This is a genomic window from Stenotrophomonas indicatrix, from assembly GCF_002750975.1.
GTDB classification, from domain to species: Bacteria; Pseudomonadota; Gammaproteobacteria; order Xanthomonadales; family Xanthomonadaceae; genus Stenotrophomonas; species Stenotrophomonas indicatrix.
Genome location: NZ_PEJS01000001.1, coordinates 1 through 23,975, shown reverse-complemented (window position 1 = coordinate 23,975; position 23,975 = coordinate 1). Strand labels below are relative to the sequence as shown.

Below are 23,975 nucleotides of genomic sequence, written 5' to 3'. Positions count from 1 at the left end.
AGCATGCTGCTGCGCCTGACCTGCCTGCTGTTGTTGTCGCTCTGCCCGATCCTGCCGGCCTGGGCTGCGGACCCTGTTCTTGCTGAAGTCCGCCCCGGCCTCTACGCCGGTGGCCAGCCCACGGCCGCGCAACTGCACGAACTGGCTGCCCAAGGCGTGCGCACGGTAATCGACCTGCGCCAACCCGATGAAGATCGCGGCTTCGATGAAACACGCGAGGCCGAAGCGCTCGGCCTGCGCTATGTGCGCATCCCGGTAGCCGGCGCCGAGGGCCTGGATGCCACCAACCTGCGCGCCGTGCACCAGGCGCTGCAGCAGAGCCAGGGGCCGGTGCTGCTGCACTGCGCTTCCGGCAACCGCGCCGGTGCCGTGCTCGGCCTGGTCAACGCACGCTACGAACACGCCAGCCCGGAACAGGCGCTGCAACTGGGCCAGCGAGCCGGCCTGAAGTCGTTGGAAGCGGCCACCCGCGAGCGTCTGGCGATCCCTTCTCCCACCCCCTGATTCCCGGGGTAATCCCCCCGCACCAAGGAGCCCATCCACCATGACCCGCTGGTGGTCGCGCCTGCGACCGGACAACTTCACCCTCGCCCTGCTGTGCACCGTCGGCCTGGCCTCGCTGCTGCCGATGAAAGGCGCCGCCGCCCTGGTGCTCGACGATGTCACCACCGTCGCCATCGCCGCGCTGTTCTTCCTGCACGGCGCGCGCCTGCCACGCGAATCGATCATCGGCGGCATGCTGCACTGGCGCCTGCACCTGACGATCCTCGCCTGCACCTTCATCCTGTTCCCGCTGCTGGGGCTGTTGTTCAAGCCGTTGTCCGGCTGGCTGCTGACACCTGAGCTGTACCTGGGCGTGCTGTTCCTGTGCACCCTGCCCTCCACCGTGCAGTCGTCCATCGCGTTCACCTCGATGGCGCGCGGCAACGTGCCGGCGGCCGTGTGCAGTGCTTCGCTGTCGAGCATCCTCGGCGTGTTCCTCACGCCCCTGCTGCTGACCGCACTGGCCGGTACCTCCGGCGGCGTGCATGACCCGCTGCATGCCATCGGCGGCATCATGCTGCAGCTGCTGGTGCCGTTCGCGGCCGGCCACCTGCTGCGCCCGTGGATCGCCGGCTGGGTTGAGAAACAGCGCGCGCTGCTGCGCTACACCGACCAGGCCACGATCCTGCTGGTGGTGTACTCGGCATTCGGCGAAGCGGTTACCGAGGGGTTGTGGAGCAAGACGCCCCTGCTGTCACTGTTCGCGGTGGCGGTGGTGGCGGCGGTACTGCTGGGCATCGCCATGCCGCTGATCACCTTCATCGCCCGCCGCCTGCGCTTCAACCGCGAAGACGAGATCGCCATCGTGTTCTGCGGCTCGAAGAAGAGCCTGGCCACCGGCGTTCCGATCGCCAAGGTGCTGTTCGCTGGGGGCAGCCTCGGCGCGATCGTGCTGCCGGTGATGATCTATCACCAGATCCAGCTGATCGTCTGCGGCGTGATCGCGCAACGGTATGCCAAGCGCGCGCCCTGACCTGTGGAACATCGCCGGGCATGGCCCGGCGCTACCTGACGCGGTGGTAGCGCCGGGCCATGCCCGGCGGCGTCACCCCGTCACAACCAGGGCAGGATCCAGTGGTCCACCAGCAGGAAGGCGAACAGCGCCATCAGGTAGACGATGGAGTAACTGAACATCTTCATCGAGAACAGCTCGTCCGGCGGGTTGAGCATGCGCCAGGCGTACCAGAGGAACACCGCGTTGAGCACGATCGCCCCGCCCAGGTAGAACGCTCCGCTCATGCCAACCAGGTACGGCAGCAGGCAGACCAGCGCCAGCACCACCGAGTACGCCATGATCTGCTTGCGCGTGTGCACCACGCCATGGGTGACCGGCAGCATCGGGATTTCCGCCTTGGCGTAATCCTCGCGACGGAAGATCGCCAGCGCCCAGAAGTGCGGCGGCGTCCAGATGAAGATGATCAGCACCAGCAGCGACGAGTACGCCCAGTCCGACTGCCCCTGCATGCCGGTCACCGCCGCCCACCCCAGCATCGGCGGCATCGCACCGGCCAGACCACCGATGACGATGTTCTGCGAGGTCGCACGTTTCAGGTAGACGGTGTAGATCACCGCATAACCGATCAGCGAGGCGAAGGTCAGCACCGCGGTGATCCAGTTCACCCACAGCACCAGGATCGCCATCGACAGCACGATCAGCACGCCGGCGAACACCAGCACCTGCCACGGCTTGACCTTGCCCACCACCAGCGGACGCCACGAGGTGCGCGCCATCTGCGCGTCGATGTGCGCATCCAGCAGCTGGTTGATGGCTGCAGCGGCGGACGCGGCAAGCCAGATGCCGAGGAAGCCGAGCAGGCCGGCACGCACCTGCTCCCAGCTGGGCACGCCGGGAATGGCCAGGACCATGCCGACCAGGGCGGTGAAGACGATAAGGGCGACGACCTTGGGCTTGGTCAGGTCCCAGTACTGGCGATAGTTGGAAAACATGGGATCAGTCCGGGGCACGCAGGCGGGCCAGCAGGCTGACCAATACAAACAACAGGGCAACGGCAACGCCGTTGTGCGCCACTGCCACTTCCAGCGGCAGCGCCAGCTTCACGTTGAGGATGCCGAGGGTGACCTGCAGCACCAGCAGCGCGACCAGGGCCGAAGCCCAGCCGCGCATGCTCGGCAGCCGGAACAGGCGCAGGCCCAGCCACAGCAGGTAAACGGCAACGACGATGGCAAACAGGCGATGGGCCATCTGGATGGCGATGCGCGAGGCACCGTCGAGCACGCCGCCTTCGTAGTCCACGCCGATACCGCGCCACAGGGTGAAGCCCTCGGCGAAGTTGTGCTGCGGCCACCACTGGTTGGCACAGCGCGGGAAGTTGTCCAGCGAGGCGCTGCCGCCGCCGCACGCCAGCGCCGCGTAGTTGGCGCTGACCCAGCCACCCAGCGCGATCTGGGTGACCAGCACCGCCACGCCAATGCGCAGCAGCCACTTCAGCTTCGGCGCCTCGGCCAGGGTGATCGGCATGTGCGTGGCACGCCAGGCCATCCACACCAGCAGGCCGAACATCAGCATGCCGCCCAGCAGATGACCCATCACCACGATCGGCTTGAGCAGCAGGGTCACCGTCCACATGCCCAGCAGCGCCTGGAAGATCACCACCGCCAACGTCAGCAGCGCAGCGCGCGCCAGGTCGATGTTGCTCCAGCGCAGCGCCGCGATCAGCAGGATGGCCTCGCCGACCAGCGCCAGTGCGCTGGCGGTTCCATGCCAGCCCATCATGTACAGCGGTATGCCCGCGGCCACCAGCACGCAGGCGGTGACCACCGCCGTGCTTCCGAAACGCCGCTTGCGCGTGGCCAGCAGGGCCAGGGTCAGGATCTCGATGCCGAGCGCGCCGGCCAGGAAGCGGTGCACCTGCTCACGCCAGGCCTTGTGTGTTTCCAGCGGACGGATCTCCGCTGCCGGGTGGCCGATGGTCTCTTCCACGTGCTGCGGCCAGGTTGCCTGCCCATAGCAGGTCGGCCAGTCCGGGCAGCTCAGGCCGGCATCGGACAGGCGCACGAAGGCACCGAACATGATCGTGCTCGCGGTCATGATCATGGCGAACCACGCCAGGCGGTGGAAATTGCGGTGCAGCGCCGGACGCGCGGAAAGGCTCATCAAACGGGACTCACTTCAGTTTCAGCAACGTGGCCATGTCCTTGCGCAGACCGCCGAGATCGCTCCCGGGGGCATGACGCATGATCACGAAGCCGTTCGGATCGATCACGTAGACCGGCAGACCCGCCGGATCATCGACGCCAGGCAGCGCCGCGCGCAGGGCTGGCGACGGGGCCAGCGGCCGCAGCGCGGGCAGCGAGGCGATCGACGCCGGTGGCGTTCCCAGCCACAGGATCTCGACATTATCGGCGTTATGGCCGAACAGCTGCCACACCTTGCCCAGTCCCTGCGACAAAGTGACGCACTGCGCGTCGCAGGCTCCGGCCGGGGCCACCAACAGGCGCCATGTGCGCGCCTCGGGGTTCCAGGGGTAGGCCGCGCCATTGGCCAGCGTCGGCGGTTGCTGGCGCAGATCCACCGGCGGCTTCAGCAATTGCCCTGCATTGCGGTGCGCGGTTGGCTGCCAGCCGGAGAAACGCAGGAGGGCGGCCAGCGCCATCGCCCCGAAGAAAACGGCGAACAGCAGCACCAGGGTCCGGCGGCCGTTGCCGCGCGCCTGCGGGGAGGTAGCAGTGTTCATGCAGGGCATTTTCTCATGGTTGGGAAAGGGATGCCGGCCAGCGGCCGGCACTACCGGGCAACGGACCGTCTTCTGCGCCATTCCAGTACCAGCGCCACCACCAGCACGGTCAGCGCCAGCCCGAACCACTGCACGGCGTAACCCAGGTGGCGCTGCGGCGGCAGCGTGTTCGGCAGCAGGTCGAGATCGCGCTCATCGCCGAACGGCAGCGCCGGGTCCAGCCGCAGCACGCGCTCGGGCAACGATGGCAGGCCCAGTGCCGCAGCCAGGCCATCGGCGGGAAGGCGACTGGCCAGCCAGCGCCCTGCAACATCGGTGGTAGTGAACGCCGGCCCCAGCGCCAGCCCGGACGAAGGGGGCGGCGCCAACAGGCCTCGCACGGCCACCGGCGACGGCGGTGCCGGCACCACCGGCAACCTGCGGTCCGGCGGCAGCGCGCGCCAGCCAAGGTCCACCAGCAACAAGCTGCCCGCATCGCTGCGGAACGGACGATAGATCTTCACTCCGGCGCGGCCGTGGCGGGTCTGGTTGTCCAGCAGCACCACGCCCGGCAGGAAGCGACCGTGATCGGCCACGCCATGCAGCGCGCCCTGCGCCGCCAGCGCCTGCGCCAACGGCAGCGCCTGCGCCACGGCTGGCCCCTGTGCATCCAGCAACGCCTGCTTGGCCTGCATCCGCTGCAGCTGCCACAGCCCCAGCGCGGTGAATCCGGCCATCGCCAGCAACGCCATCAGCCAGCCGATCAGGCGCGTGTGCTGGCGCATCATGACAAGTCCGCGCAAACGCGGTCAGATAGGCACATCCACCCTGCCCTCGAGCCGCGCATGAGTGATTCGCTGAAGACCCTGCTGGTAATCGCGTTTCTGATCGTCATCGTCTGGAATCTGGGCGCCGGCCTGTATTACCTGCTGGTGGACCGCGGCCAGACCAAGCGCACGGTCAATGCACTGACCCGCCGCATCGGAGTGTCGGTGGCGTTGATCGTACTGGTGATCGTCAGCATCTACATGGGCTGGATCAAACCGCACGGCATCGGCGGCTGACGCCCCATCAGGCCAGGCAGCGCTGGCGGCTGACGCTGCCGACGCCTGCGCGGTCAAAGCACGTAGACGAACAGGAACAGCATCAGCCACACCACGTCGACGAAGTGCCAGTACCACGCGGCCGCTTCAAAGCCGAAATGGTTGTCGCGGGTGAAGTGTCCCTTCGCCGACCGCAGCCACATCACGATCAGCATGATCGTTCCCAGCAGCACGTGTGCGCCGTGGAAGCCGGTCAGCATGAAGAAGGTCGAACCGTAGATGCCCGAGCCGAGCGTCAGGTTCAATTCCTTGTAGGCGTGGATGTACTCCTCGGCCTGCAGGGTCAGGAAGCCCAAGCCGAGCAGCACGGTCAGGCCCAGCCAGATCAACAGCTGGCGGCGGTTGCCCGCCTTCAGCGCATGGTGGGCGATGGTCAGGGTCACGCCCGAGGTCAGCAGGATCAGCGTATTGATCAGCGGCAGGCCCCAGGCCGGGATCGTCTGGAACGCGCCACCGATCGCTGCCGGGCCATTGGTCGGCCAGCCGGCCGAGTAGCCCTGCCACAGCAGCTCGTTGGTCATCACCCCGCGCCCTTCGCCGCTCAACCACGACAGGCCGAGGTGGCGGGTGTAGAACAGGGCACCGAAGAAGGCACCGAAGAACATCACTTCGGAGAAGATGAACCAGACCATCCCCATCCGGAACGAACCATCCACCTGCCGGTTGTAGTTGCCTGCCTGCGACTCGCGCACCACATCGCTGAACCACCAGAACAGGGTCAGCACCAGCATCGCCACGCCGATGTAGAACGTCCAGCGGCCCCAGCTGGCGTCATTGAGCCAACTGGCCACGCCGACCATGGTCACCATCATCGCGATGGAACCGACGAACGGCCACTTGCTCTGGGCCGGGACGAAGTACACGTTGGCGTCGGTAGGTGTCTGGGCCATGGTCGGTATCCGGGTCAGGGAGCAGCGTGGGCGCCTTCCGACGTGGCGGCGGGCGCCAGCCGATCGGACAACGCATCGTTGCGGTAGAAGGTGTAGGACAAGGTGATCGTGCGGATTTCCGGCGGCAGGTCCGGATCGACGATGAAGCGCACCGGCATGTCACGCTTCTCGCCGGCCTGCAGGGTCTGCGCGGTGAAGCAGAAGCACTCGGTCTTGCTGAAGAACCCGGACGCGCGTGCCGGCGCCACCGACGGCACCGCGCTGCCGACCACGGCCTGCTGGCTGTCGTTGCGGGCGAAGTACAGCGCCTCGTTGAGCTCGCCAGGCACCACATCCATGGTCAGCTGCTCGGGATGGAACGACCACGGCAGCCGCGAATTGACGCCACCATCGAATTCCACCCGCACGGTGCGCTTGCCGGTGGCAGCACCGGTACTGGCTTCGCTGCCCGGGCCACGTTCCAGGCGCACGCCGAATACCTTCTCGCAGGCGATGCGATACAGCGGTACCAGCGAGAACGTCAGCAGGAACACCACCACCGCAACGCCGATCAGGCGCGGCAGGCCGGCGCTGCGTGACGGAGCGGTGGCCGGTGTTTCGCTCATCGACCGATCACGCCGCTGAGGATGAAGCCGACGTACACCAGCACGGCGATCGCGCCCACCCACAACGCGGTGCGCTTGGCGCGCTGGCGCTGCTCCGCATAAAGCGGCGCGGTGCCCGGCCGCAGGCCTGGCGATGCGCTTGCGGCCACGCGTGGCTCGGCTCTGGCCGGGGTGATCGGGCTCTCGTTATGCATGCACCACCTCAATGACCGATATCGTCGTGGGCCAGGTCACCCGGGCGGATGGTCGGCGGCGTGGTGAAGGTGTGCGCCGGTGCCGGCGACGGCAGCGTCCACTCCAGACCGCGCGCGCCTTCCCAGGAGCGGGCCTCGGCCTTCTCGCCATTGCGCAGCGAGGACAGCAGGATCGCAGCCATCATGAACGGCGTGGCGAACATGCCGAACGCACCGATCGAGCTGATCAGGTTCCAGTCGGCGAACGCCACCGAGTAATCGGGGATGCGGCGCGGCATGCCGGCCAGGCCCAGGAAATGCTGCGGGAAGAACAGCAGGTTGACGAACACGATCGACCACCAGAAGTGCACCTTGGCCCACTTCTCGCTGTACATGCGCCCGGTCCACTTCGGCCACCAGTAGTACACCGCCGCGATCAGCGCGAACACCGCGCCGGTCACCAGCACGTAGTGGAAGTGGGCGACCACGAAGTAGGTGTCGTGATACTGGAAGTCGGCGGCCACGATCGCCAGCATCAGTCCGGAGAACCCGCCGATGGTGAACAGGATGACGAACGCCACCGACCACAGCATGGGGGCTTCGAACGTGAGCGAGCCGCGCCACATCGTGCTGACCCAGTTGAACACCTTCACCCCGGTCGGGATCGAGATCAGCATGGTGGCGAACATGAAGTAGATCTCACCGCCCAGCGGCATGCCCACGGTGAACATGTGGTGGGCCCAGACGATGAACGACAGGAACGCGATCGCCGCAGTGGCGTAGACCATCGCCTGGTAGCCGAACAGCGGCTTGCGGCTGAAGGTCGGGATGATCTCGCTGACCACGCCGAAGGCGGGCAGGATCATGATGTAGACCTCGGGATGGCCGAAGAACCAGAAGATGTGCTGGAACATCACCGGGTCACCACCACCGGCCGCATTGAAGAAGCTGGTGCCGAAGAACTTGTCGGTCAGCAGCATCGTCACCGCACCGGCCAGCACCGGCATCACCGCGATCAGCAGGAACGCGGTGATCAGCCAGGCCCAGCAGAAGATCGGCATCTTCAGCAGATCGATGCCGGGCGCGCGCATGTTCAGCACCGTGGCGATGATGTTGATCGCGCCCATGATCGAACTGATGCCGGCCACGTGGATGGCGAACACGGTGAACGCCACGTTGTAGCCGCCCTGCAGCGACAGCGGCGGGTACAGCGTCCAGCCACCGGCCGGCGCGCCACCGGGCAGCAGGAAGGTCAGCAGCAGCAGGCTGAAGGCCACCGGCAACAGCCAGAACGACCAGTTGTTCATGCGCGGCAGCGCCATGTCCGGCGCGCCGATCTGCAGTGGGATCATCCAGTTGGCCAGGCCGACGAAGGCCGGCATCACCCCGCCGAAGATCATCACCAGCGCGTGCACGGTGGTCAGCTGGTTGAAGATTTCCGGACGGATGTACTGGATGCCGGGCTGGGCCAGTTCCAGCCGGATCAGCACGCTCATGAACGCGCCGATGACGAACATGATGAAGCTGAAACCCAGGTACAGCGTGCCGATGTCCTTGTGGTTGGTCGAGAAGAACCAACGCTCGAAGAAGCTCTGCGGGTGATGGTGATCGTCGTGCCCAACTGCCGAGTGCGCCATTGCAAAACACCTCTCAGGATCGGTTGTCGCCGCAGCCGCGATACGGCCGCGGGCAGTTACATCAGGCTCCGCTGGCCGCCGCCGCAGGCGTGTTGCCGGCCTCGGCGGCTGCCGGTGCCGCCGGCTGCGCCGGCGTTTCACTGGCAGGTGCGGTGGGTTCGGCGGGCGCGGCAGGGGCTGCCGGTGCAGGCGCCGGTTTGCGCTGCGCCAGCCACTGCTTGAATTCTTCCTTGGACACCGCCTCGACCACGATCGGCATGAAGCCATGGTCCTTGCCGCACAGCTCCGCGCACTGGCCGCGGTAGACACCGGGCTGCTCGATGCTGGTCCAGGCTTCGTTGATGAAGCCGGGAATGGCGTCCTGTTTCCAGCCCAGCGCCGGCACCCACCAAGCGTGGATCACATCGTCGGAGGTGATGACGAAGCGCACCTTGGTGTCCACCGGCAGCACCAGCCGGTTGTCGACATCCAGCAGGTAGTGCGGATGGCTCTCGCGGGTCGGTACCTTGCCACTCTGCCGCATGCGGTCGGACTCGCGGTCCAGGCGGCTGGTGAAGGTCACGTTCTCGCCCAGGTACTCGTACTTCCACATCCACTGGTAGCCGGTGACCTTGACCGTCATCTCGGCATCGCGGGTGTCGTACATCTTGATCAGGTTGGCCGTTGCCGGCCACGCCATCACCACCAGGATGATCACCGGGATCACCGTCCAGATGACTTCGGCCTTGGTGTTGTGGCTGAAGGTGGCAGCGACCGCGCCCTTGGACTTGCGGAACTTGAACATCGCGTAGGCCATCGCGCCGAACACGATCACGCCGATCACCGTACAGACGATCAGCGAAAGGTTGTTCGATTCCCAGGCCAGGCGCGAGGTCTGGGTCACCCCCTTGCCCATGTTCAACTGCCACGGTTTTGGATCGGCCGCCTGGGCCAGCGCCGTCCCCGGCATCGACAGCAGGGCCCCCATCGCGGCGGCCATTGCAACGCACTTCGTGCCCCACCCTCTGCTTTGCTTCATTGCCTAGACCCTTAGCGTCGTCGGTTGCCGCCATCGCTGGCGGCGAGCAAATCTTCAAGCGTTTCAACAAGCGTTTGACGTTCGGCCGGCGCGAGGAAACTCCCCACCTCCACCTGCCGGCCGCTGGATGCCAGCCGGACCCTCTGGTCGTCGGTGAGCAGGCGCACCCAGTGCGGATGAGCCCGGAACACCGGCGATCCACCGGGCACGGGGATGACCTCCACGCACGCCGGCACTACCCGGATTTCCTCCTGCCGTTCACCACTGCGCCACAACGCGCGCAACGCAGCTGCCAGCAACAGGCTGTACAGCAGCGCGAACAGGGGGGCGAATGCATTGCCGGCCACCCACCCGAAGGCGGACACCAGCCACATCACTCCCGACAACACAGCAAACAACAGGACGAACTGCCGGGCATCGAGCGCCCGTGGGGGACGCAGTCGCAGCTGCGTACCTGACCCATCCGGAGCTGTAAGCACCTCGATCATGTCGCAACCGCGTTCCTGCCGCGGGAAACGTCTCGATGGTAGCCCTGCCCTCTCGCCGGTAGCAAGGGTGCATTCACACTTTTTCCGATGCTGCAATACAGCATGGACCCAGCGGAACGAATGACGAATTCGGCACAAAAGGGCCCGACTTTGCTGAACACGCTGAATCCACCACCGCTAGGGGCTATCAGCATTCATGAAGGTGGCTGCGCGGGCCTTCCTGAAGTCGAAAAAATGATTAAAATCGCCAAGTTTTCCACTGGCCGGACCGGCATGAACGCACCCTCCTCTCCCATTGCCGCCAGCGACGCCCCGCGTCACTCGGCGCTGCTGTCGCCGGAACTGCCGGCGTCCCCCAACCCGTTCCGCCAGGCCATTACCGATGGTTGGCTGAAGGACGAGGCCAGCCATGTGCGCGAACTGCTGGCGCAGGCGCGCCTGCCGGCCGACGAGCAGGCCAAGGTGCAGGCGCTGGCCGCCGACCTGGTCGCCCGGGTGCGTGTGCGCGCCAAGGACCAGGGCGCGATCGAAGCCTTCATGCGCCAGTACGACCTGGGCAGCGAGGAAGGCGTGCTGCTGATGTGCGTGGCCGAGGCGCTGCTGCGCATTCCGGACCAGGAGACCGCCGACAAGCTGATCCGCGACAAGCTGGCCGATGCCGACTGGGAAAAACACCTGGGCGGCAGCGACTCGGTGCTGGTCAACGCCTCCACCTGGGGCCTGATGCTGACCGGCAAGCTGGTGCAGATGAACGACGCCACCCGCGCCGATGCACCCAGCGCGTTCAAGCGCCTGGTCGGCCGCGTCGGTGAGCCGGTGGTACGCCTGGCCGTGCGCCAGGCGATGAAGATCATGGGCCACCAGTTCGTCATGGGCCGCACCATCGGCGAAGCGCTGGCACGCTCGCACAAGGGCGACAGCGCCAGCTATCGCTACTCGTTCGACATGCTCGGCGAAGGCGCGCTGACCATGAAGGACGCCCTGCGTTACCTGGAAGACTACCGTCGTGCGATCCACGCCATCGGTGGTGACCACAAGGCGCGCGGTGGCCGTGCCGATAGCGACGTCAACAACGCACCGGGCATCTCGATCAAGCTGTCGGCGCTGTACCCGCGCTACGAGCACGCCAAGCGCGCGCGCGTGCTGAAGGACTTGGTGCCCGGCGTGCTGGAACTGGCGCAGCTGGCCAAGAGCTACGGCATCGGCTGCACCGTCGACGCCGAAGAGTCCGATCGCCTGGAACTGTCGCTGGACATCATCGAGCAGGTGTTCTGCGATGCCTCGCTGGCCGGCTGGGATGGCTTCGGCGTGGTCGTGCAGGCTTACCAGAAGCGTACGCCGTACACGATCGACCACCTGGCCGACATGGCGCGTCGCGCCGGTCGTCGCCTGCAGGTGCGCCTGGTCAAGGGTGCCTACTGGGACGCCGAGATCAAGCGCGCGCAGATCGAAGGCTATGCCGGCTACCCGGTGTTCACCCGCAAGCAGAACACCGACGTGTCCTATCTGGCGTGTGCCAAGCGTCTGTTTACCCATGCCGACGCGATCTACCCGATGTTCGCCACGCACAACGCACACACCATCGCCGCAGTGCGCAGCATCGCCAACGGTGGCGTCTACGAGCACCAGAAGCTGCACGGCATGGGTGATGACCTGTACGCCGAAGTAGTGCCGGCCGATCGCCTTGGCCTGCCCTGCCGCGTGTACGCGCCGGTCGGTTCGCATGAAGACCTGCTGCCGTACCTGGTGCGTCGCCTGCTGGAAAACGGCGCCAACTCCAGCTTCGTCAACCGCATCACCGACGAGCGCGTGCCGATCGCCGACCTGGTCCGCGATCCGGTTGAGATGGTGTCCTCGTTCGAATCGATTCCGCATCCCAAGATCCCGCTGCCGGTTGACCTGCTGCGCAGCCAGAACCACGACAGGAAGAATTCCATGGGCGCCAACCTCGCCAACGACAACGAACTGCGCGCCTTGGCCGAGCAGCTCAACGCTGCAGTGAAGCCTTGGCAGGCCGCACCGCTGGTGCCGGGCGCGAACCCGACCGGTGCCTCGCTGCCGGTGACCAACCCGGCCGACACCCGTGAAGTGGTCGGCCAGTGGCAGGCGGCCGATGCCGCCACCGTGCAGAAGGCGCTGGCCAATGCCGTGGCCGCACAGCCGGCCTGGAACCGCACCCCGGCCGCCAGCCGCGCCGCCATCCTCGAGCACGCCGCCGACCAGCTGGAAGCGCGCATGCCCGAATTCATGGCGCTGTGCGTGAAGGAAGCCGGCAAGAGCCTGCCCGACGGCATCGCCGAAGTACGCGAAGCCGTGGACTTCCTGCGCTACTACGCCAAGCAGGCACGCGAGCAGTTCAGTCACGCCGAGAAGCTGCCCAGCCCGACCGGCGAATCCAACGAACTGCAGCTGCATGGCCGCGGCGTGTTCGTCTGCATCAGCCCGTGGAACTTCCCGCTGGCGATCTTCCTGGGCCAGGTGGCTGCCGCACTGGCCGCCGGCAACAGCGTGATCGCCAAGCCGGCCGAGCAGACCAACCTGATCGGCTACTACGCAGTGAAGCTGCTGCACGATGCCGGCGTGCCGGCTGACGTGGTGCAGTACCTGCCGGGCGATGGCGCTACCGTCGGCGCCACGCTGACCGCCGACCCGCGCGTGGCCGGTGTGGCCTTCACCGGCTCCACCGACACCGCCCGTGCGATCAACCGCGCGATGGCCGCACGCGATGCCGCCATCGGCGTGCTGATCGCCGAGACCGGCGGCCAGAACGCCTTCATCGCCGACTCCTCGGCGCTGCCGGAACAGCTGGTCAAGGACGCCATCGGTTCGGCCTTCACCTCGGCCGGCCAGCGCTGCTCGGCCGCGCGCGTGCTGTTCGTGCAGGACGACATCGCCGACAAGGTGATGACCATGCTGGCCGGTGCGATGAAGGAACTGAAGGTCGGCAACCCCGGTCTGCTGTCCACCGACGTCGGCCCGGTGATCGACGCCGATGCACTGAAGATCCTGCAGGACCACGCCGTGCGCATGGACCGCGAAGCGCGCCTGATCGCTGCGGCGGAACTGTCCGCCGAAGCGGCCAACGGCACCTTCTTCGCACCGCGTGCGTACGAACTGAAAGACCTGGGCCAGCTGCAGAAGGAAATCTTCGGGCCGGTGCTGCACGTGATCCGCTGGAAGGGCGACCAGCTCGACGCGGTGATCGACCAGATCAACGCCACCGGCTATGGCCTGACCCTGGGTGTGCATTCGCGCATCGACGAAACCGTCGACCGCATCAGCAACGGCGTCCACGTCGGCAACGTCTACGTCAACCGCAACCAGATCGGTGCGGTGGTCGGCGTGCAGCCGTTCGGCGGCCAGGGCCTGTCCGGCACCGGCCCCAAGGCCGGCGGCCCGCACTACCTGCTGCGCTTCGCCACCGAAAAGACGGTGACGGTGAACACCACCGCTGCCGGCGGCAATGCCTCGCTGCTGACCCTGGGCGACTGATCCCAGGCGTCATGCAGTAAACGAAAAACCCCGCGAAAGCGGGGTTTTTTCATGTTGGGCGGATGCGGGCCTGCCAGCCCCTGGCAACTCATTCCGCCAGCACACTGAACCGGTTGTCCGCACGCCTCGCCAACTCCTCCAGCACCCGCGCGATACGCATCTCCAGGTCGCCTTCCAGCAGCACGTACGCCACTCCTCGCGCCAGCAACTGCTGCAGATACCACGCGTGTTGGCGCATGCGGAACTCCTCGCCCACACGCGTCCCATCCTGCTCGAACGGGATATCCGGGGCGCACAGGAACAACAGGTCGTACGCACGCGCCGCGGCCCGCTGCAGTGGTTCGGGTGCAGTGCCGAACATCCAGCCGCTGTAGCCCAGCGTCACCAACGGCGTGGTATCGCAGAACACCCAGCGATGCGCATGTTGCGCAGCCTGGTGCTCGTGCTGCGGCTGGGTCGCAGCGATACGCAGCAGATCCTGCGCCTGCAGCTCGCCGCCCTGCTGCTCCCACAACGTACGCCCGAACTCCGGCACCCATGCCGTACCCAGGCGTTCGGCCAGCACCCGCGCCAGCGTGCTCTTGCCCGTGGACTCACCGCCGATGAAGGCCACCCGTTGCACATGGTCGGCATAGACCGACCGGCTCAGGCCCTGTCGATGCGCATGCGGATCGGCGCGCAGTTCGGTACCACTGGCCTGACCGATGTCGGTCGAACGCTCCAGCCGATGGTGCTGCACCGGCGCATTGAAATGCTGCGCCAGGGCTGCAGCGAAACCATCGCCGTAGTCTTCACCGGTGAAAACAGCCTGCACCGGTCCGCTAAGCAGCGCCACGCACAGCCATGCGGTGAACGCGCGTTGCACCTGCTCACTGTCCTTTTCCTGCGGCAGCGCACGTACGGGAATGCCCTGTTGCCTGCACAACGCCGCCAGCCGCGCATCATCCAGCACCGCCACCGTCGCCTGCGGAAAGCGCGCGCGCAGCCAGCGCTCGCGGCGCTCTGCGCTGTAGCCGGCAAAGCCCGGCTGCGACCAGCCGATCACCAGCAGCTGGGTGCAGCGGGCAGAAGCAAATTCGATCAGGCGCTCGTGGCCGAGGTGGAGCGGGCAGAACTTGCCGACCACCAACCCGCGCGGTACCCGCTCAGGCAATGCCATCGGCCGCCCTGCCCGTATCCGCTTCGGCGCGCATCAGGTGCCGCCAGTGACGCAGCGCCACCAGCGCGTTGATCCAGAAACCGACGTACAGGATCGAGGTCAGGTGCAGCCCGCGGCTGTAGTACAGCGGCACCGCGATGGTGTTGACCAGCAGCCACACCCACCACGATTCCAGCTTGCGCCGCATCATCAGGATCTGTGCGATCACGCTCAGCACCAGCACCGCCGAGTCGATGTAGGGCGCATACGCATTGGTCAGCCGGGTCAGCATCCAGCCGTAACCGAAGGTCGCCAGCACCGCCAACGGCAGCAGCCAGCTCCACGCGCGTGCTGGCAAGCGGGTGATGGGCAACGGCGCGCCATGGTCACCACGCAGCCACTGCCACCAGCCGAACACGCTGATGACCACGAAGAAGAACTGCAGGACCATGTCCGCGTACAGGTGCGAGCGCTCGAACACCGCGGCGAACAACGCGCAGCCGACGATGCCCAGCCACCACGTATGCACGTTGTTGCGGCCGGCCAGCAGTATCGAGCCGGCAACGGCGATGTTGGCAGCCAGCTCCAGCTGGAAATTCGGATCGGACAGGTTCATCGCGCTATTGTCGCGGATCCACGACGTGCGTGGATGGCTCCAGTAGATCCACGCCATGCGTGGATGCAGATCCCCGGAAAAAAGAAAGCCCCGCTTGCGCGGGGCCTCCTCCTTCGTACTGCTTCAGGCAATCGCCGGAATCAGAACTTGTACTGCATCGACGCAGCCAGCACGTCGCCGGTGACCTTGTACTTGCCGACAACGTTGTTGGCGGTAGCGGAGGTCGAGTTGATGTTCGGATCCTTGGTGAACAGGTGGGTGTAGCCCACGCTGTATTCCATCTTCTCCGACGGCGCCCAGGTCAGGCCCAGCGACAGCCACTTGCGGGTGGTATCCGGCACGCGGACGTCACGGTGGGCGTCGGTGGTCGGGGTCTGGTCATAGGCCAGACCGCCACGCAGGGTCAGCTGCTCGTTCAGACGGTACTCGGTACCGATCGAAGCGAAGGTGGTGTCGCGGTAGTGGAACGGCAGCACGCTGTCGGGCTGGTTGGAGTCGTAGTCGACGCGCACTTCGTCGAACTTGCTCCATGCGGTGCGCGACACGTCGGCCATGATCTTCCACTGGTCATTCACGCGGTGCGTGAAGCTGACGGTGGCGCTGGCCGGCAGGGTGATGGTCGCGCGGCCGTTGCTGTCGACGAAGGTGCCCGGGGCAGCCTGCGCAAGGAACGCGGCAGCAGCCGGGGTCATGGTGAAGTCGGCCTTGCCGTCGGTGATCTTGTGTTCGACTTCCGAGCGGTAGCTGAAGGCGATGTTGGTGCCTTCCACCGGGCTGACGGTCATGCCCAGGGTGTAGCCGACGGACACTTCGTCGCCCTTGATGCGCAGGTAACCATCAGCGGTACCCGGCGAGAAGCCGAGCTGTGCGGCCTGGCGGCCAGCGGCCTGGGCAGCGGCCTGGGCCTGTGCCGGGGTGCGGCCAGCGGCCAGTGCAGCGGCGGCAGCGCGTTGCTGGGCGCTGGCGTTGATGGCGGTACCGCCGTCAACGGCGCTGGTCAGGTCGACATTCAGGCGCTCGGCGAACACCGACGCACCGAACGACAGGTACGGGTTGACGTCGTAGGAGAAGGCCGCACCCAGGTCGATGGCCTGCAGTTCGGTCTTGACGCCGTTGTAGCGGCCGACCCAGTCACGGTCGTATTCGGTCTTGAAGCCGAACGGCACGGTCAGCGACACGCCGAAGTGCATGTTGTCCTTCTCGCCGAACGGCACGTGGAAGTACGCGGCCGGAACCGGAGCGATCATGCCGGCGTCGCCGCCGTTGCCGCCGGAAATCGGAGCGCCGTTGGCATAGCGGCCTTCGCCGCGGAACTTGGCGCCGAAGCTGATGGCGCTGACGTCACCCTGGATCTGGGTGCCTTCCAGCAGGCGCATCGAGGCCGGGTTGGTGGCGACCACCGAGGCATCGCCTTCGGCAGAGGTGGAACCAGCGAAGGCGCGGCCCAGGCCCTTGGCGCTGTTTTCCTTCAGCTGGAAGGCGGCGGCATTGGCGTCGGCGGCGGCCAGCGCACCGGCAACGCCGACGGCCAGCAGGGTCAGGCGGGCAATGGTAGAAGCAGTTTGCATCGTAGTTCTCTCTCCGGTAAGCGGTGATGGTGCTCTAAGTGCGCCTGCGCCCGACAGGCCGGATGGCCTTTCGAAGCGCGCCGGATTCCCCTCCCGACATACGACGCCGTATGCGAGTATTACCCAGAGCCGTTAATGAAACAATAACAGCGCTGGCGCATTCTTCGTCGCAAAAGCTGAACAGGCTCCTTCCCCGCCAAAAGCGCCCGCACGCTAGGCTAGTGCCATGTTTGTCTCCCTCCCCTCGCGCAAGAAGGCGACCCTGCGCTGGGCTACACCCGTGCTGTTTGCGGCACTGTGGCTGGCATTCCTGTGGTCGATCTCGCGCCCGGACGATGCCCGTGGAAGCCTGTGGCTGGACTGGGGCGCCCTGTCCACCGGCCTGACCCACCCGCTGGACTGGTGGGCAACGCTGCAGGACGGCAGCGTGCTGCGCCTGTTCACCGCCCTGTTCCTGCACGCTGACTGGTCGCACCTGCTGGGCAACCTGGTGTTCCTGCTGATCTTCGGCCTGCCCGCCGAGCGGGTGCTGGGCCCGTGGCGGTTGCTGCTGCTGTTCCTGGTGGGCGGGGCGATCTCCAACCTGGTCGCGATCTACACCATGGGCAGCCCGGACCAGATCATCATCGGCGCCAGCGGTGCGGTGTCGGCGCTGATCGGTGCCTATCTGGCACTGTTCCCCGGCGCGCGCCTGGGCGTGGTGATCCCGCTGGGGCTGTTCCTGGAGTTCGTGCGCGCCCCTGCCTATCTTCTGATCGGTGTGTGGGCGGCGCTGCAGGTGGTGTTCGCCTACATCGGCCCGACCTTCGGCATGGTCGCCTGGTGGGCGCACATCGGGGGCTTCGTGTTCGGCGTGGTGTACGGCATGTACGTGCGCGCGGCGATCGCGCGGCGTCTGCGCAAGCGGCACGGGTTCTAGCGTCCGCTTGCTGCAATCTGCGAAACGCCCGAGCCATGCTCGGGCGGTGTCCGCACATCAGTCGAGCATGGCTCGACGCTACGCAATCAAGGCTTGGCCGGGATCTCTGCAGGCTTGGCTTCGGGCTTGGCTTCGGGCTTGGCTTCGGGCTTGGCTTCCGGCTTCGCTTCAGCTTTGGGCTCCGCCTTCGGTGCAGGCTTGGCGGCGGCCTTTGCTGCCCTGTCCGCTTCGGCCTTCGCAGCTTCTGCCTTCAAGCGCGCCGCAACCGAACCCGGGTTCTTCAGTTCGGCCAGTGCATCGTTGATCGGGCCATCGCCCGGCAACACGGCGCCTGCGTGGTAGCCCTCGGTGCCTTCCTCATCACCGCGCAGGTGGCCCGGCAGCGTCGCCTCACTGTAGTCACTCAGGCTGGCCGGCAATGCCTCGTCTTCCGGACGCGGTGCTGCCTTCAGTTCCACTTCCGGCACGATACCGGTGGCCTGGATCGATTTACCGCTGGGTGTGTAGTAGCGCGCCGTGGTCAGCTTCACCGAATCGCCGTTGTCCAGCGGCAGCACAGTCTGCACCGAGCCCTTGCCGAAGGTGCGGCTGCCGATCACGCGCGCGCGCTTGTTGTCGCGCAGTGCGCCGGCCAGCACTTCCGATGCACTGGCCGAACCGGCATCGACCAATACCACCACTGGCGCGCCCTTCAGCAGGTCGCCCGGGGTTGCGTCGAAGCGTGCATCGCTGATGCTGATGCGGCCGCGGGTGCTGACGATGTTGCCCTTGTCGAGCAGATCATCGGCCACCTGCACCGCAGCGGTCAGCAGACCACCCGGATTGCTGCGCAGATCCAGCACCAGCCCCTTGAGGTTGCCGCCGGACTGCTTCTGCAGCTGCTGCAGGTGCTTCTGGAAATCAGAGCCGGTGTCGGCCTGGAACGTGCTCAGGCGGATGTAGCCATAACCCGGTTCCAGCAGGCGGCTGCGCACGCTGGTCACGCGGATCGTCTGCCGGGTCAGGCTGACGTCGAAGGGCTTGGGCTTGCCGTCGCGGACGATGGTCAGCACCACCTTGCTGCCCGCCGGGCCGCGCAGTGGTTCGCTGGCGTCGATCGCGCTGATCGGCTTGCCATCGATGGCGATGATCAGATCGCCGGCGAGGATGCCGGCCTTGGCCGCCGGCGTGTCGTCGATCGGCGAGATCACCTTCATGCTGGCGTTGTCCGGCTGCTGCTGCAGCTCCACGCCGATGCCTTCATAGGCGCCATTGGCCTGTTCGTCGAACGCCTCGGCATCTTCCTTGTTGAAGTAGGTGCTGTGCGGATCGAGGTCGAGCAGCAGGCCACGCACAGCCGACTGCATCAGCTTGTTGTCATCGACCGGATCGACGTAGGCCGCGCGCACCGCGTTGTAGACGGCCACGAAGCGCCGGATATCGTCCAGCGGCACCTTCGAGGTCACCGCCTCCTCGCTGCTCGCCGCCTTCCCGGGAGTTTCCTTCAACGGGACGGGGGCGGTCTGCTGTGCCCAGGACAGGGCCGGCAACAGAGCCAGCAAGAGGGTGGCGGTACGGGCTGCGCGCATGGATCACTCCTGTCGACGATGGCATCGTGCCCAAGGCACATGCACCGATTATGCGCGAAGCGTGGCTAAATTCCCGTTGAATCCGCCCTGCTGCGGCCAGGCGGAATTCAGCGCCGCTGCAGCCAGCTGTCCGGATTGACCGGTTGCCCGCCGCGGCGCAGTTCGAAGTACAGCGCCGTCACGCCCTGGCCACCGGAGTTGCCGACCTTGGCCACTGCATCGCCACGGCTGACCCGCGCACCGGCATCCTTCAGCAGGGTGTCGTTGTGCGCGTACAGGCTCATGTAGCCGTTGCCATGGTCGACGATCAGGATCATGCCGTAGCCGGTCATCCAATCGGAGAACACCACCGTACCGTCGGCCACGGCGGTGACGGTGCTTCCGGCGGGGGCGCCGATCAACACGCCACTGCTGGTACGGCCATCCGGCAGCTTGCCGCCATAGCGGGCCAGCAGATTGCCCGACAGTGGCCAGCCCAGGCCACCCACCTTGGGCGCTGGTGCCGACGCCACGGCCGGCGGGATCTTGGTTGCCGGTGCCGGACGGCCTTCGGCCTTGGCCTGGCGTGCGGCCTTTTCGGCAGCGGCCTTCTCCGCAGCGGCCTTGCGGGCGGCGGCACGGCGCTCGGCCTCGGCACGGGCCGCGGCAGCGCGCAGGTTGGCCAGCAGGGTTTCCAGCGCCTTGGCGTCCTGGCCCAGTGCCTGTTCCTTCTCGCGCTTGTCCTTGAAGCGCTCTTCCAGCGAAGCGACGGTCTGCGCACGCTCGCGACGGTCCGACGCGAGCGTGGCGACCTGCTGCTTCTGGTCGCGGTGAGTGCCCTGCAACTGCTGTTGGCGCTGGGCGATCTGTGCCTGCAGCGTCTCCAGTTCCTTGAGGTCGGCCGTCAGCGTGGTGATACGCTGCGCGCGCTCGCGCTGCAGGTAGCGGTGATAGGCCAGCGCACGGTTGGCATCGGCCACCGTGTCCTGCGAAAGCAGCAGCTTCAACGGCGCGTGGTTGCCAAGCTGGTAGGCCGCACGCAGCAGTCCGGCCAGTTCGCGATTCTGCTTTTCCAGGTTGGACTGCAGTGCATTGCGCCGCTGTTCGGCCTGGGCCAGCGCCTGGGTCTGCTCGCGCAGCGCCGATTCGGTCTGGGCCAGCGCACGACCACTGCGTGCCACCTTTTCATCGGCCTCGCGCAGCTGCTGCGACGCCTGTCCGCGCTGGCCCTCGATCTGCCGGCGCTCCTGCGCCACGCCCTTCAGTTCGGTGCGCAGCTTCTGCAGCTTGCGCTCGGCCTCGCGGGCCGAAGAGGTCTGCGCCGCACCCGGCAATGGCAGCGCCAGGGCCAGCGCCATTCCCAGCAACAGGCAACGTCCACCGCGCAGGGTGGCGATGTGATGCCGGCGTGAGGGGAAGACGTTGTTGCGCAAGGGCTTTCCAGTGACTTCAGGCAGATGCGGAGACGTGCAGGGAATGGTGACATCTCCGCACGCGGCCTGCCAGCCGCACAACAACGAGGTTCCCATGAAAGCTCTCTCCATTCCGCTGCTGTTGAGCATTGCGCTGGCCAGTGGCCCGGCCTGGGCCCAGGCAGACGTGAGCAAGGTCAACGGCAGCATCAGCGCCGATCCGGGCCAGCGCTACGGCAAGCTGGACACCGTCAATGGTGGCATCCGTGTCGGCGAAGGCGTGGAAACCGGCAGCATCGACACCGTCAACGGCGGCGTCAAGGTCGCCGATCGTGCGCGCACGGGCAGCATCGAGACCGTCAACGGCGGCATCCGCCTGGGTCGCGAAGTGACGGCCCACGGCGATGTCAGCACGGTCAACGGCAGCGTCTTCAGCGACCAGGGCAGCCAGATCGAAGGCGGCGTGGAAACCGTCAACGGTGGTATCGGCCTGGTCGGCAGCCGCGTGCGCAAGGACGTGGAGACCGTCAACGGCGACATCACCGTCGGCATCGGCTCACAGGTCGGCGGTGGCGTGCATGTGCGCAAGCCGAACTTCAGTGTCTCGCTGACGGCCAGTCGCAAGCCGCGGGTCATCATCGGGCCGAATGCCGTGGTCAACGGCAGCCTGCTGTTCGAGCGCGAGGTGGTGCTGTACGTCCACCGCAGTGCGCGCATCGGCCCGGTCACCGGCGCCGATCCGATCCCCTTCGATACCGATACCGCCCCGGCCGACTGAGCCTGCGGCTTGGGCGATACTCCCCGCTACCGGTCGCGCGTGCTGCGTGGCCGTCCCTTGTGTTTCCAGGAACCGATGATGCCCCGCAAACTCCTCCTGTGCCTGGCCGCCGCGGCCGCGCTCAGCGCCTGCAAAGGCGAAGACACCCCGGCTCCGGCGCCCAGCGTCGACAGCGCCGCCAAGCCGGCCACGCACACCTTCTCAGCGGCGATCAACGCCGCCGACTTCGCCGAGATGGTGAAGACCCTGGCCTCTGACGAGTTCGAAGGCCGCTCGCCCGGCAGCAAGGGCGAAGAACTGACGGTCAACTACATCCGCGACCAGATGCAGCGCATCGGCCTGCAGCCCGGCAACGGCGACAGCTGGTTCCAGGACGTGCCGATGACCGAGACCACGGCCGATGAATCGACCGTGCTCACCCTCACCCAGGGCGGCAAGACCCGCGAACTGAAGTTCGGCACCGACATGGTGGTGGGCACCCGTACCGGCCAGACAGAAGTGAAGGTCGATGCCAGCGACCTCGTCTTCGTCGGCTACGGCGTGGATGCGCCGGAGCAGAAGTGGAACGATTACGCCGGCCAGGACTGGAAGGGCAAGACGGTGGTCATGTTCGTCAACGACCCAGGCTTCCATGTCGATGACGAAAAGCTGTTCGACGGCAAGCGCATGACCTACTACGGCCGCTGGACCTACAAGTTCGAGGAAGCTGCGCGCAAGGGAGCTGCTGCCGCGCTGATCGTGCATGACACCGCAGGCGCTTCGTACGGCTGGGACGTGGTGAAGAACTCCTGGACCGGCCCGCAGTACGACCTGCCGGCCAAGGACGATGCGGAGCCGCGCCTGCCGGTACAGGGCTGGTTGAGCGCCGACGCGGCCAAGGCCCTGTTCGCCGGCGCCGGGCTGGATCTGGACCGGGCCTACAAGGACGCCAGCAAGCCCGGCTTCAAGCCGGTACCGCTGAAGGCAACCGCTTCGGTGGACCTGAAAAGCAAGGTCGCGCAGAAGCAGTCGCGCAACGTGGTGGGCGTGCTGCCTGGCAGCAAGCGTGCCGACGAGGCCGTGCTGTACATGGCGCACTGGGATCACCTCGGCAAGCACGAGGGCGAACAGGGCGACAACATCTACAACGGTGCCGTCGACAACGCGACCGGCGTGGCCGGCATCCTTGAGGTGGCCGAAGCGATGGCCCATCAGGAACCGAAGCCGGAACGTTCGGTGGCGTTCCTGGCGGTGACCCTGGAAGAATCCGGCCTGCTGGGTTCGAAGTACTACGTCGCCCACCCGACCTTCCCGCTGGACAAGATCGCTGGTGTCATCAACATCGATGCGATGTCGGTGGCCGGTCGTGCCAAGGACGTGACGGTGACCGGCTTCGGCAGTTCGGAGCTGGAAGACATCCTCAAGCCGCTGGCTGCAGCCCAGGATCGCACCCTGCACGGCGAGACCTCGGTGCAGAGCGGCTTCTACTTCCGTTCGGATCACTTCAACTTCGCCAAGGCGGGTGTGCCGGCGCTGTACGCCGACGGCGGTGAGGACCTGCGCGACGGCGGTGTCGAGGCTGGCCGCAAGGCGGCCGCCGACTACGGTTCCAACCGTTACCACGGCCCGAAGGACGAGTATGACCCGGCCACCTGGAAGCTGGATGGCACGGTCGAGGACCTGCAGCTGATGTATGGCGTCGGCAAGGAACTGGCCGGCGGCGATCGTTGGCCCAACTGGTACGAAGGCAATCCGTTCAAGGCTGCCCGCGACACGATGATGAAGGCCAAGGCACCGGCCGCTGCGGCGAAGTAAGTCCCCCAGCCGTTGAGTTCCAAAGAAGGCGGCGCCCTTGGGCGCCGCTTTTTTGTGCGTGAGTGCTGGGACCCGGTAGTGCCGGCCGCTGGCCGGCTGGCACGTGCAGCCGCGTGATGTTCATGAGGTTGCCGGCCACCGGCCGGCACTACCTTCGGTTTCTCGCGCGCAAAAAAAAACCCCGCTGCGTGAGCAGCGGGGTTTTTGGATGTAAACCCTGGCGATGACCTACTCTCGCATGGCTTAGGCCACACTACCATCGGCGCAGCTACGTTTCACTTCCGAGTTCGGGATGGGATCGGGTGGTTCCATAGCGCTAATTTCACCAGGGAGACGGTTGCAGCAGCGCTTGCAGCGCCAGCTCGCGTACTTGCCCTTGGGGCGGAAGGAACTCAAAAAAGCAGAGCCTTCACTTAATAGAAAAAACCCCGCTGCGTGAGCAGCGGGGTTTTTGGGTATAAACCCTGGCGATGACCTACTCTCGCATGGCTTAGGCCACACTACCATCGGCGCAGCTACGTTTCACTTCCGAGTTCGGGATGGGATCGGGTGGTTCCATAGCGCTAATTTCACCAGGGAG

22 protein-coding genes and 2 rRNA genes are annotated in these 23,975 nt (G+C 66.3%); 7 read left to right on the top strand and 17 right to left on the bottom strand.

The annotated features are described in order from the left end of the window. Positions 1–3 precede the first annotated feature (3 nt). Together CR918_RS00120 and CR918_RS00115 are read left to right on the top strand one after the other, a co-directional pair. Positions 4–504 carry a protein tyrosine phosphatase family protein gene (locus tag CR918_RS00120; RefSeq protein WP_025878280.1) on the top strand — a complete coding sequence of 167 codons (501 nt, stop codon included), beginning with the start codon at positions 4–6 and terminating at the stop codon, positions 502–504. 40 nt (positions 505–544) lie between these two features. Then, positions 545–1,516 carry a bile acid:sodium symporter family protein gene (locus tag CR918_RS00115; protein ID WP_099841781.1) on the top strand — a complete coding sequence of 324 codons (972 nt, stop codon included), beginning with the start codon at positions 545–547 and terminating at the stop codon, positions 1,514–1,516. Between the two features lie 80 nt (positions 1,517–1,596). Here CR918_RS00115 and cyoE read toward each other — a convergent pair whose 3' ends face one another. The 4 genes from cyoE to CR918_RS00095 are packed head-to-tail and all read right to left on the bottom strand — an operon-like array spanning position 1,597 to position 5,005. Then, entirely contained in the window at positions 1,597–2,490 is an 894-nt protein-coding gene (gene cyoE / locus CR918_RS00110; protein ID WP_033830169.1) for a heme o synthase, read from the bottom strand. A 4-nt stretch (positions 2,491–2,494) separates the two neighbouring features. Beyond that, positions 2,495–3,658 (bottom strand): COX15/CtaA family protein, encoded by a 1,164-nt coding sequence (locus CR918_RS00105; RefSeq protein WP_025878285.1) that lies wholly within the window; start codon positions 3,656–3,658, stop codon positions 2,495–2,497. A 10-nt stretch (positions 3,659–3,668) separates the two neighbouring features. Continuing rightward, the gene (locus CR918_RS00100) at positions 3,669–4,238 is read right to left on the bottom strand and encodes a hypothetical protein (RefSeq protein ID WP_033830168.1); all 570 of its coding nucleotides are present in this window, start codon (positions 4,236–4,238) and stop codon (positions 3,669–3,671) included. Positions 4,239–4,288: 50 nt separating this feature from the next. Then, entirely contained in the window at positions 4,289–5,005 is a 717-nt protein-coding gene (locus CR918_RS00095) for an SURF1 family protein (RefSeq protein ID WP_099841780.1), read from the bottom strand. Positions 5,006–5,062: 57 nt separating this feature from the next. Between CR918_RS00095 and CR918_RS00090 the strand changes: the two genes are divergently transcribed. After that, positions 5,063–5,281, top strand: coding sequence for a twin transmembrane helix small protein (locus tag CR918_RS00090; RefSeq protein ID WP_010484233.1), 219 nt, complete (start codon positions 5,063–5,065; stop codon positions 5,279–5,281). Between the two features lie 53 nt (positions 5,282–5,334). Here the strand turns inward: CR918_RS00090 and CR918_RS00085 are convergent, their stop codons facing one another. The 6 genes from CR918_RS00085 to CR918_RS00060 form a co-directional block, all read right to left on the bottom strand. Then, complete coding sequence (locus tag CR918_RS00085; protein ID WP_025878291.1) at positions 5,335–6,210, bottom strand: cytochrome c oxidase subunit 3; 876 nt, start codon at positions 6,208–6,210, stop codon at positions 5,335–5,337. A 14-nt stretch (positions 6,211–6,224) separates the two neighbouring features. Beyond that, positions 6,225–6,815 carry a cytochrome c oxidase assembly protein gene (locus CR918_RS00080; RefSeq protein WP_025878292.1) on the bottom strand — a complete coding sequence of 197 codons (591 nt, stop codon included), beginning with the start codon at positions 6,813–6,815 and terminating at the stop codon, positions 6,225–6,227. Beyond that, positions 6,812–7,009, bottom strand: coding sequence for a hypothetical protein (locus CR918_RS00075; RefSeq protein WP_099782535.1), 198 nt, complete (start codon positions 7,007–7,009; stop codon positions 6,812–6,814). The genes CR918_RS00080 and CR918_RS00075 overlap by 4 nt, the downstream gene beginning before the upstream one ends. 8 nt (positions 7,010–7,017) lie before the next feature. After that, entirely contained in the window at positions 7,018–8,625 is a 1,608-nt protein-coding gene (gene ctaD, locus CR918_RS00070; RefSeq protein ID WP_025878294.1) for a cytochrome c oxidase subunit I, read from the bottom strand. Positions 8,626–8,686: 61 nt separating this feature from the next. Further along, the gene (gene coxB / locus CR918_RS00065) at positions 8,687–9,643 is read right to left on the bottom strand and encodes a cytochrome c oxidase subunit II (protein WP_025878296.1); all 957 of its coding nucleotides are present in this window, start codon (positions 9,641–9,643) and stop codon (positions 8,687–8,689) included. An 11-nt stretch (positions 9,644–9,654) separates the two neighbouring features. Beyond that, the gene (locus CR918_RS00060) at positions 9,655–10,131 is read right to left on the bottom strand and encodes a DUF2244 domain-containing protein (RefSeq protein WP_025878297.1); all 477 of its coding nucleotides are present in this window, start codon (positions 10,129–10,131) and stop codon (positions 9,655–9,657) included. A 273-nt stretch (positions 10,132–10,404) separates the two neighbouring features. Here CR918_RS00060 and putA point away from each other — a divergent pair, with 273 nt between their 5' ends. Beyond that, on the top strand, positions 10,405–13,623 hold the full coding sequence (gene putA / locus CR918_RS00055; RefSeq protein ID WP_099841779.1) for a bifunctional proline dehydrogenase/L-glutamate gamma-semialdehyde dehydrogenase PutA: 3,219 nt from the start codon (positions 10,405–10,407) through the stop codon (positions 13,621–13,623). 88 nt (positions 13,624–13,711) lie between these two features. Here the strand turns inward: putA and CR918_RS00050 are convergent, their stop codons facing one another. The 3 genes from CR918_RS00050 to CR918_RS00040 all read right to left on the bottom strand — a co-directional run bounded on the left by CR918_RS00050 (position 13,712) and on the right by CR918_RS00040 (position 16,945). After that, the gene (locus CR918_RS00050) at positions 13,712–14,782 is read right to left on the bottom strand and encodes an AAA family ATPase (RefSeq protein WP_099841778.1); all 1,071 of its coding nucleotides are present in this window, start codon (positions 14,780–14,782) and stop codon (positions 13,712–13,714) included. After that, positions 14,769–15,377, bottom strand: coding sequence for a nicotinamide riboside transporter PnuC (gene pnuC, locus CR918_RS00045; RefSeq protein ID WP_025878300.1), 609 nt, complete (start codon positions 15,375–15,377; stop codon positions 14,769–14,771). The genes CR918_RS00050 and pnuC overlap by 14 nt, the downstream gene beginning before the upstream one ends. A gap of 140 nt (positions 15,378–15,517) precedes the next feature. Next, positions 15,518–16,945 (bottom strand): outer membrane protein transport protein, encoded by a 1,428-nt coding sequence (locus CR918_RS00040; RefSeq protein WP_025878303.1) that lies wholly within the window; start codon positions 16,943–16,945, stop codon positions 15,518–15,520. Between the two features lie 226 nt (positions 16,946–17,171). Between CR918_RS00040 and CR918_RS00035 the strand changes: the two genes are divergently transcribed. Continuing rightward, positions 17,172–17,864: a rhomboid family intramembrane serine protease gene (locus tag CR918_RS00035; RefSeq protein WP_025878304.1), complete on the top strand. Its 693-nt coding sequence runs from the start codon at positions 17,172–17,174 to the stop codon at positions 17,862–17,864. Between the two features lie 86 nt (positions 17,865–17,950). Here CR918_RS00035 and CR918_RS00030 read toward each other — a convergent pair whose 3' ends face one another. Beyond that, on the bottom strand, positions 17,951–19,432 hold the full coding sequence (locus tag CR918_RS00030) for a S41 family peptidase (RefSeq protein WP_080150755.1): 1,482 nt from the start codon (positions 19,430–19,432) through the stop codon (positions 17,951–17,953). Between the two features lie 107 nt (positions 19,433–19,539). Then, on the bottom strand, positions 19,540–20,769 hold the full coding sequence (locus CR918_RS00025) for a murein hydrolase activator EnvC family protein (RefSeq protein WP_223483365.1): 1,230 nt from the start codon (positions 20,767–20,769) through the stop codon (positions 19,540–19,542). 169 nt (positions 20,770–20,938) lie between these two features. Between CR918_RS00025 and CR918_RS00020 the strand changes: the two genes are divergently transcribed. After that, complete coding sequence (locus tag CR918_RS00020) at positions 20,939–21,601, top strand: DUF4097 family beta strand repeat-containing protein (RefSeq protein ID WP_099841777.1); 663 nt, start codon at positions 20,939–20,941, stop codon at positions 21,599–21,601. A 78-nt stretch (positions 21,602–21,679) separates the two neighbouring features. Next, on the top strand, positions 21,680–23,395 hold the full coding sequence (locus CR918_RS00015) for a M28 family metallopeptidase (protein WP_099841776.1): 1,716 nt from the start codon (positions 21,680–21,682) through the stop codon (positions 23,393–23,395). Between the two features lie 215 nt (positions 23,396–23,610). Here the strand turns inward: CR918_RS00015 and rrf (CR918_RS00010) are convergent. Further along, positions 23,611–23,725, bottom strand: a 5S ribosomal RNA gene (gene rrf, locus CR918_RS00010). A 132-nt stretch (positions 23,726–23,857) separates the two neighbouring features. Next, a 5S ribosomal RNA gene (gene rrf / locus CR918_RS00005) occupies positions 23,858–23,972 on the bottom strand. Between the last annotated feature and the right edge of the window lie 3 nt (positions 23,973–23,975).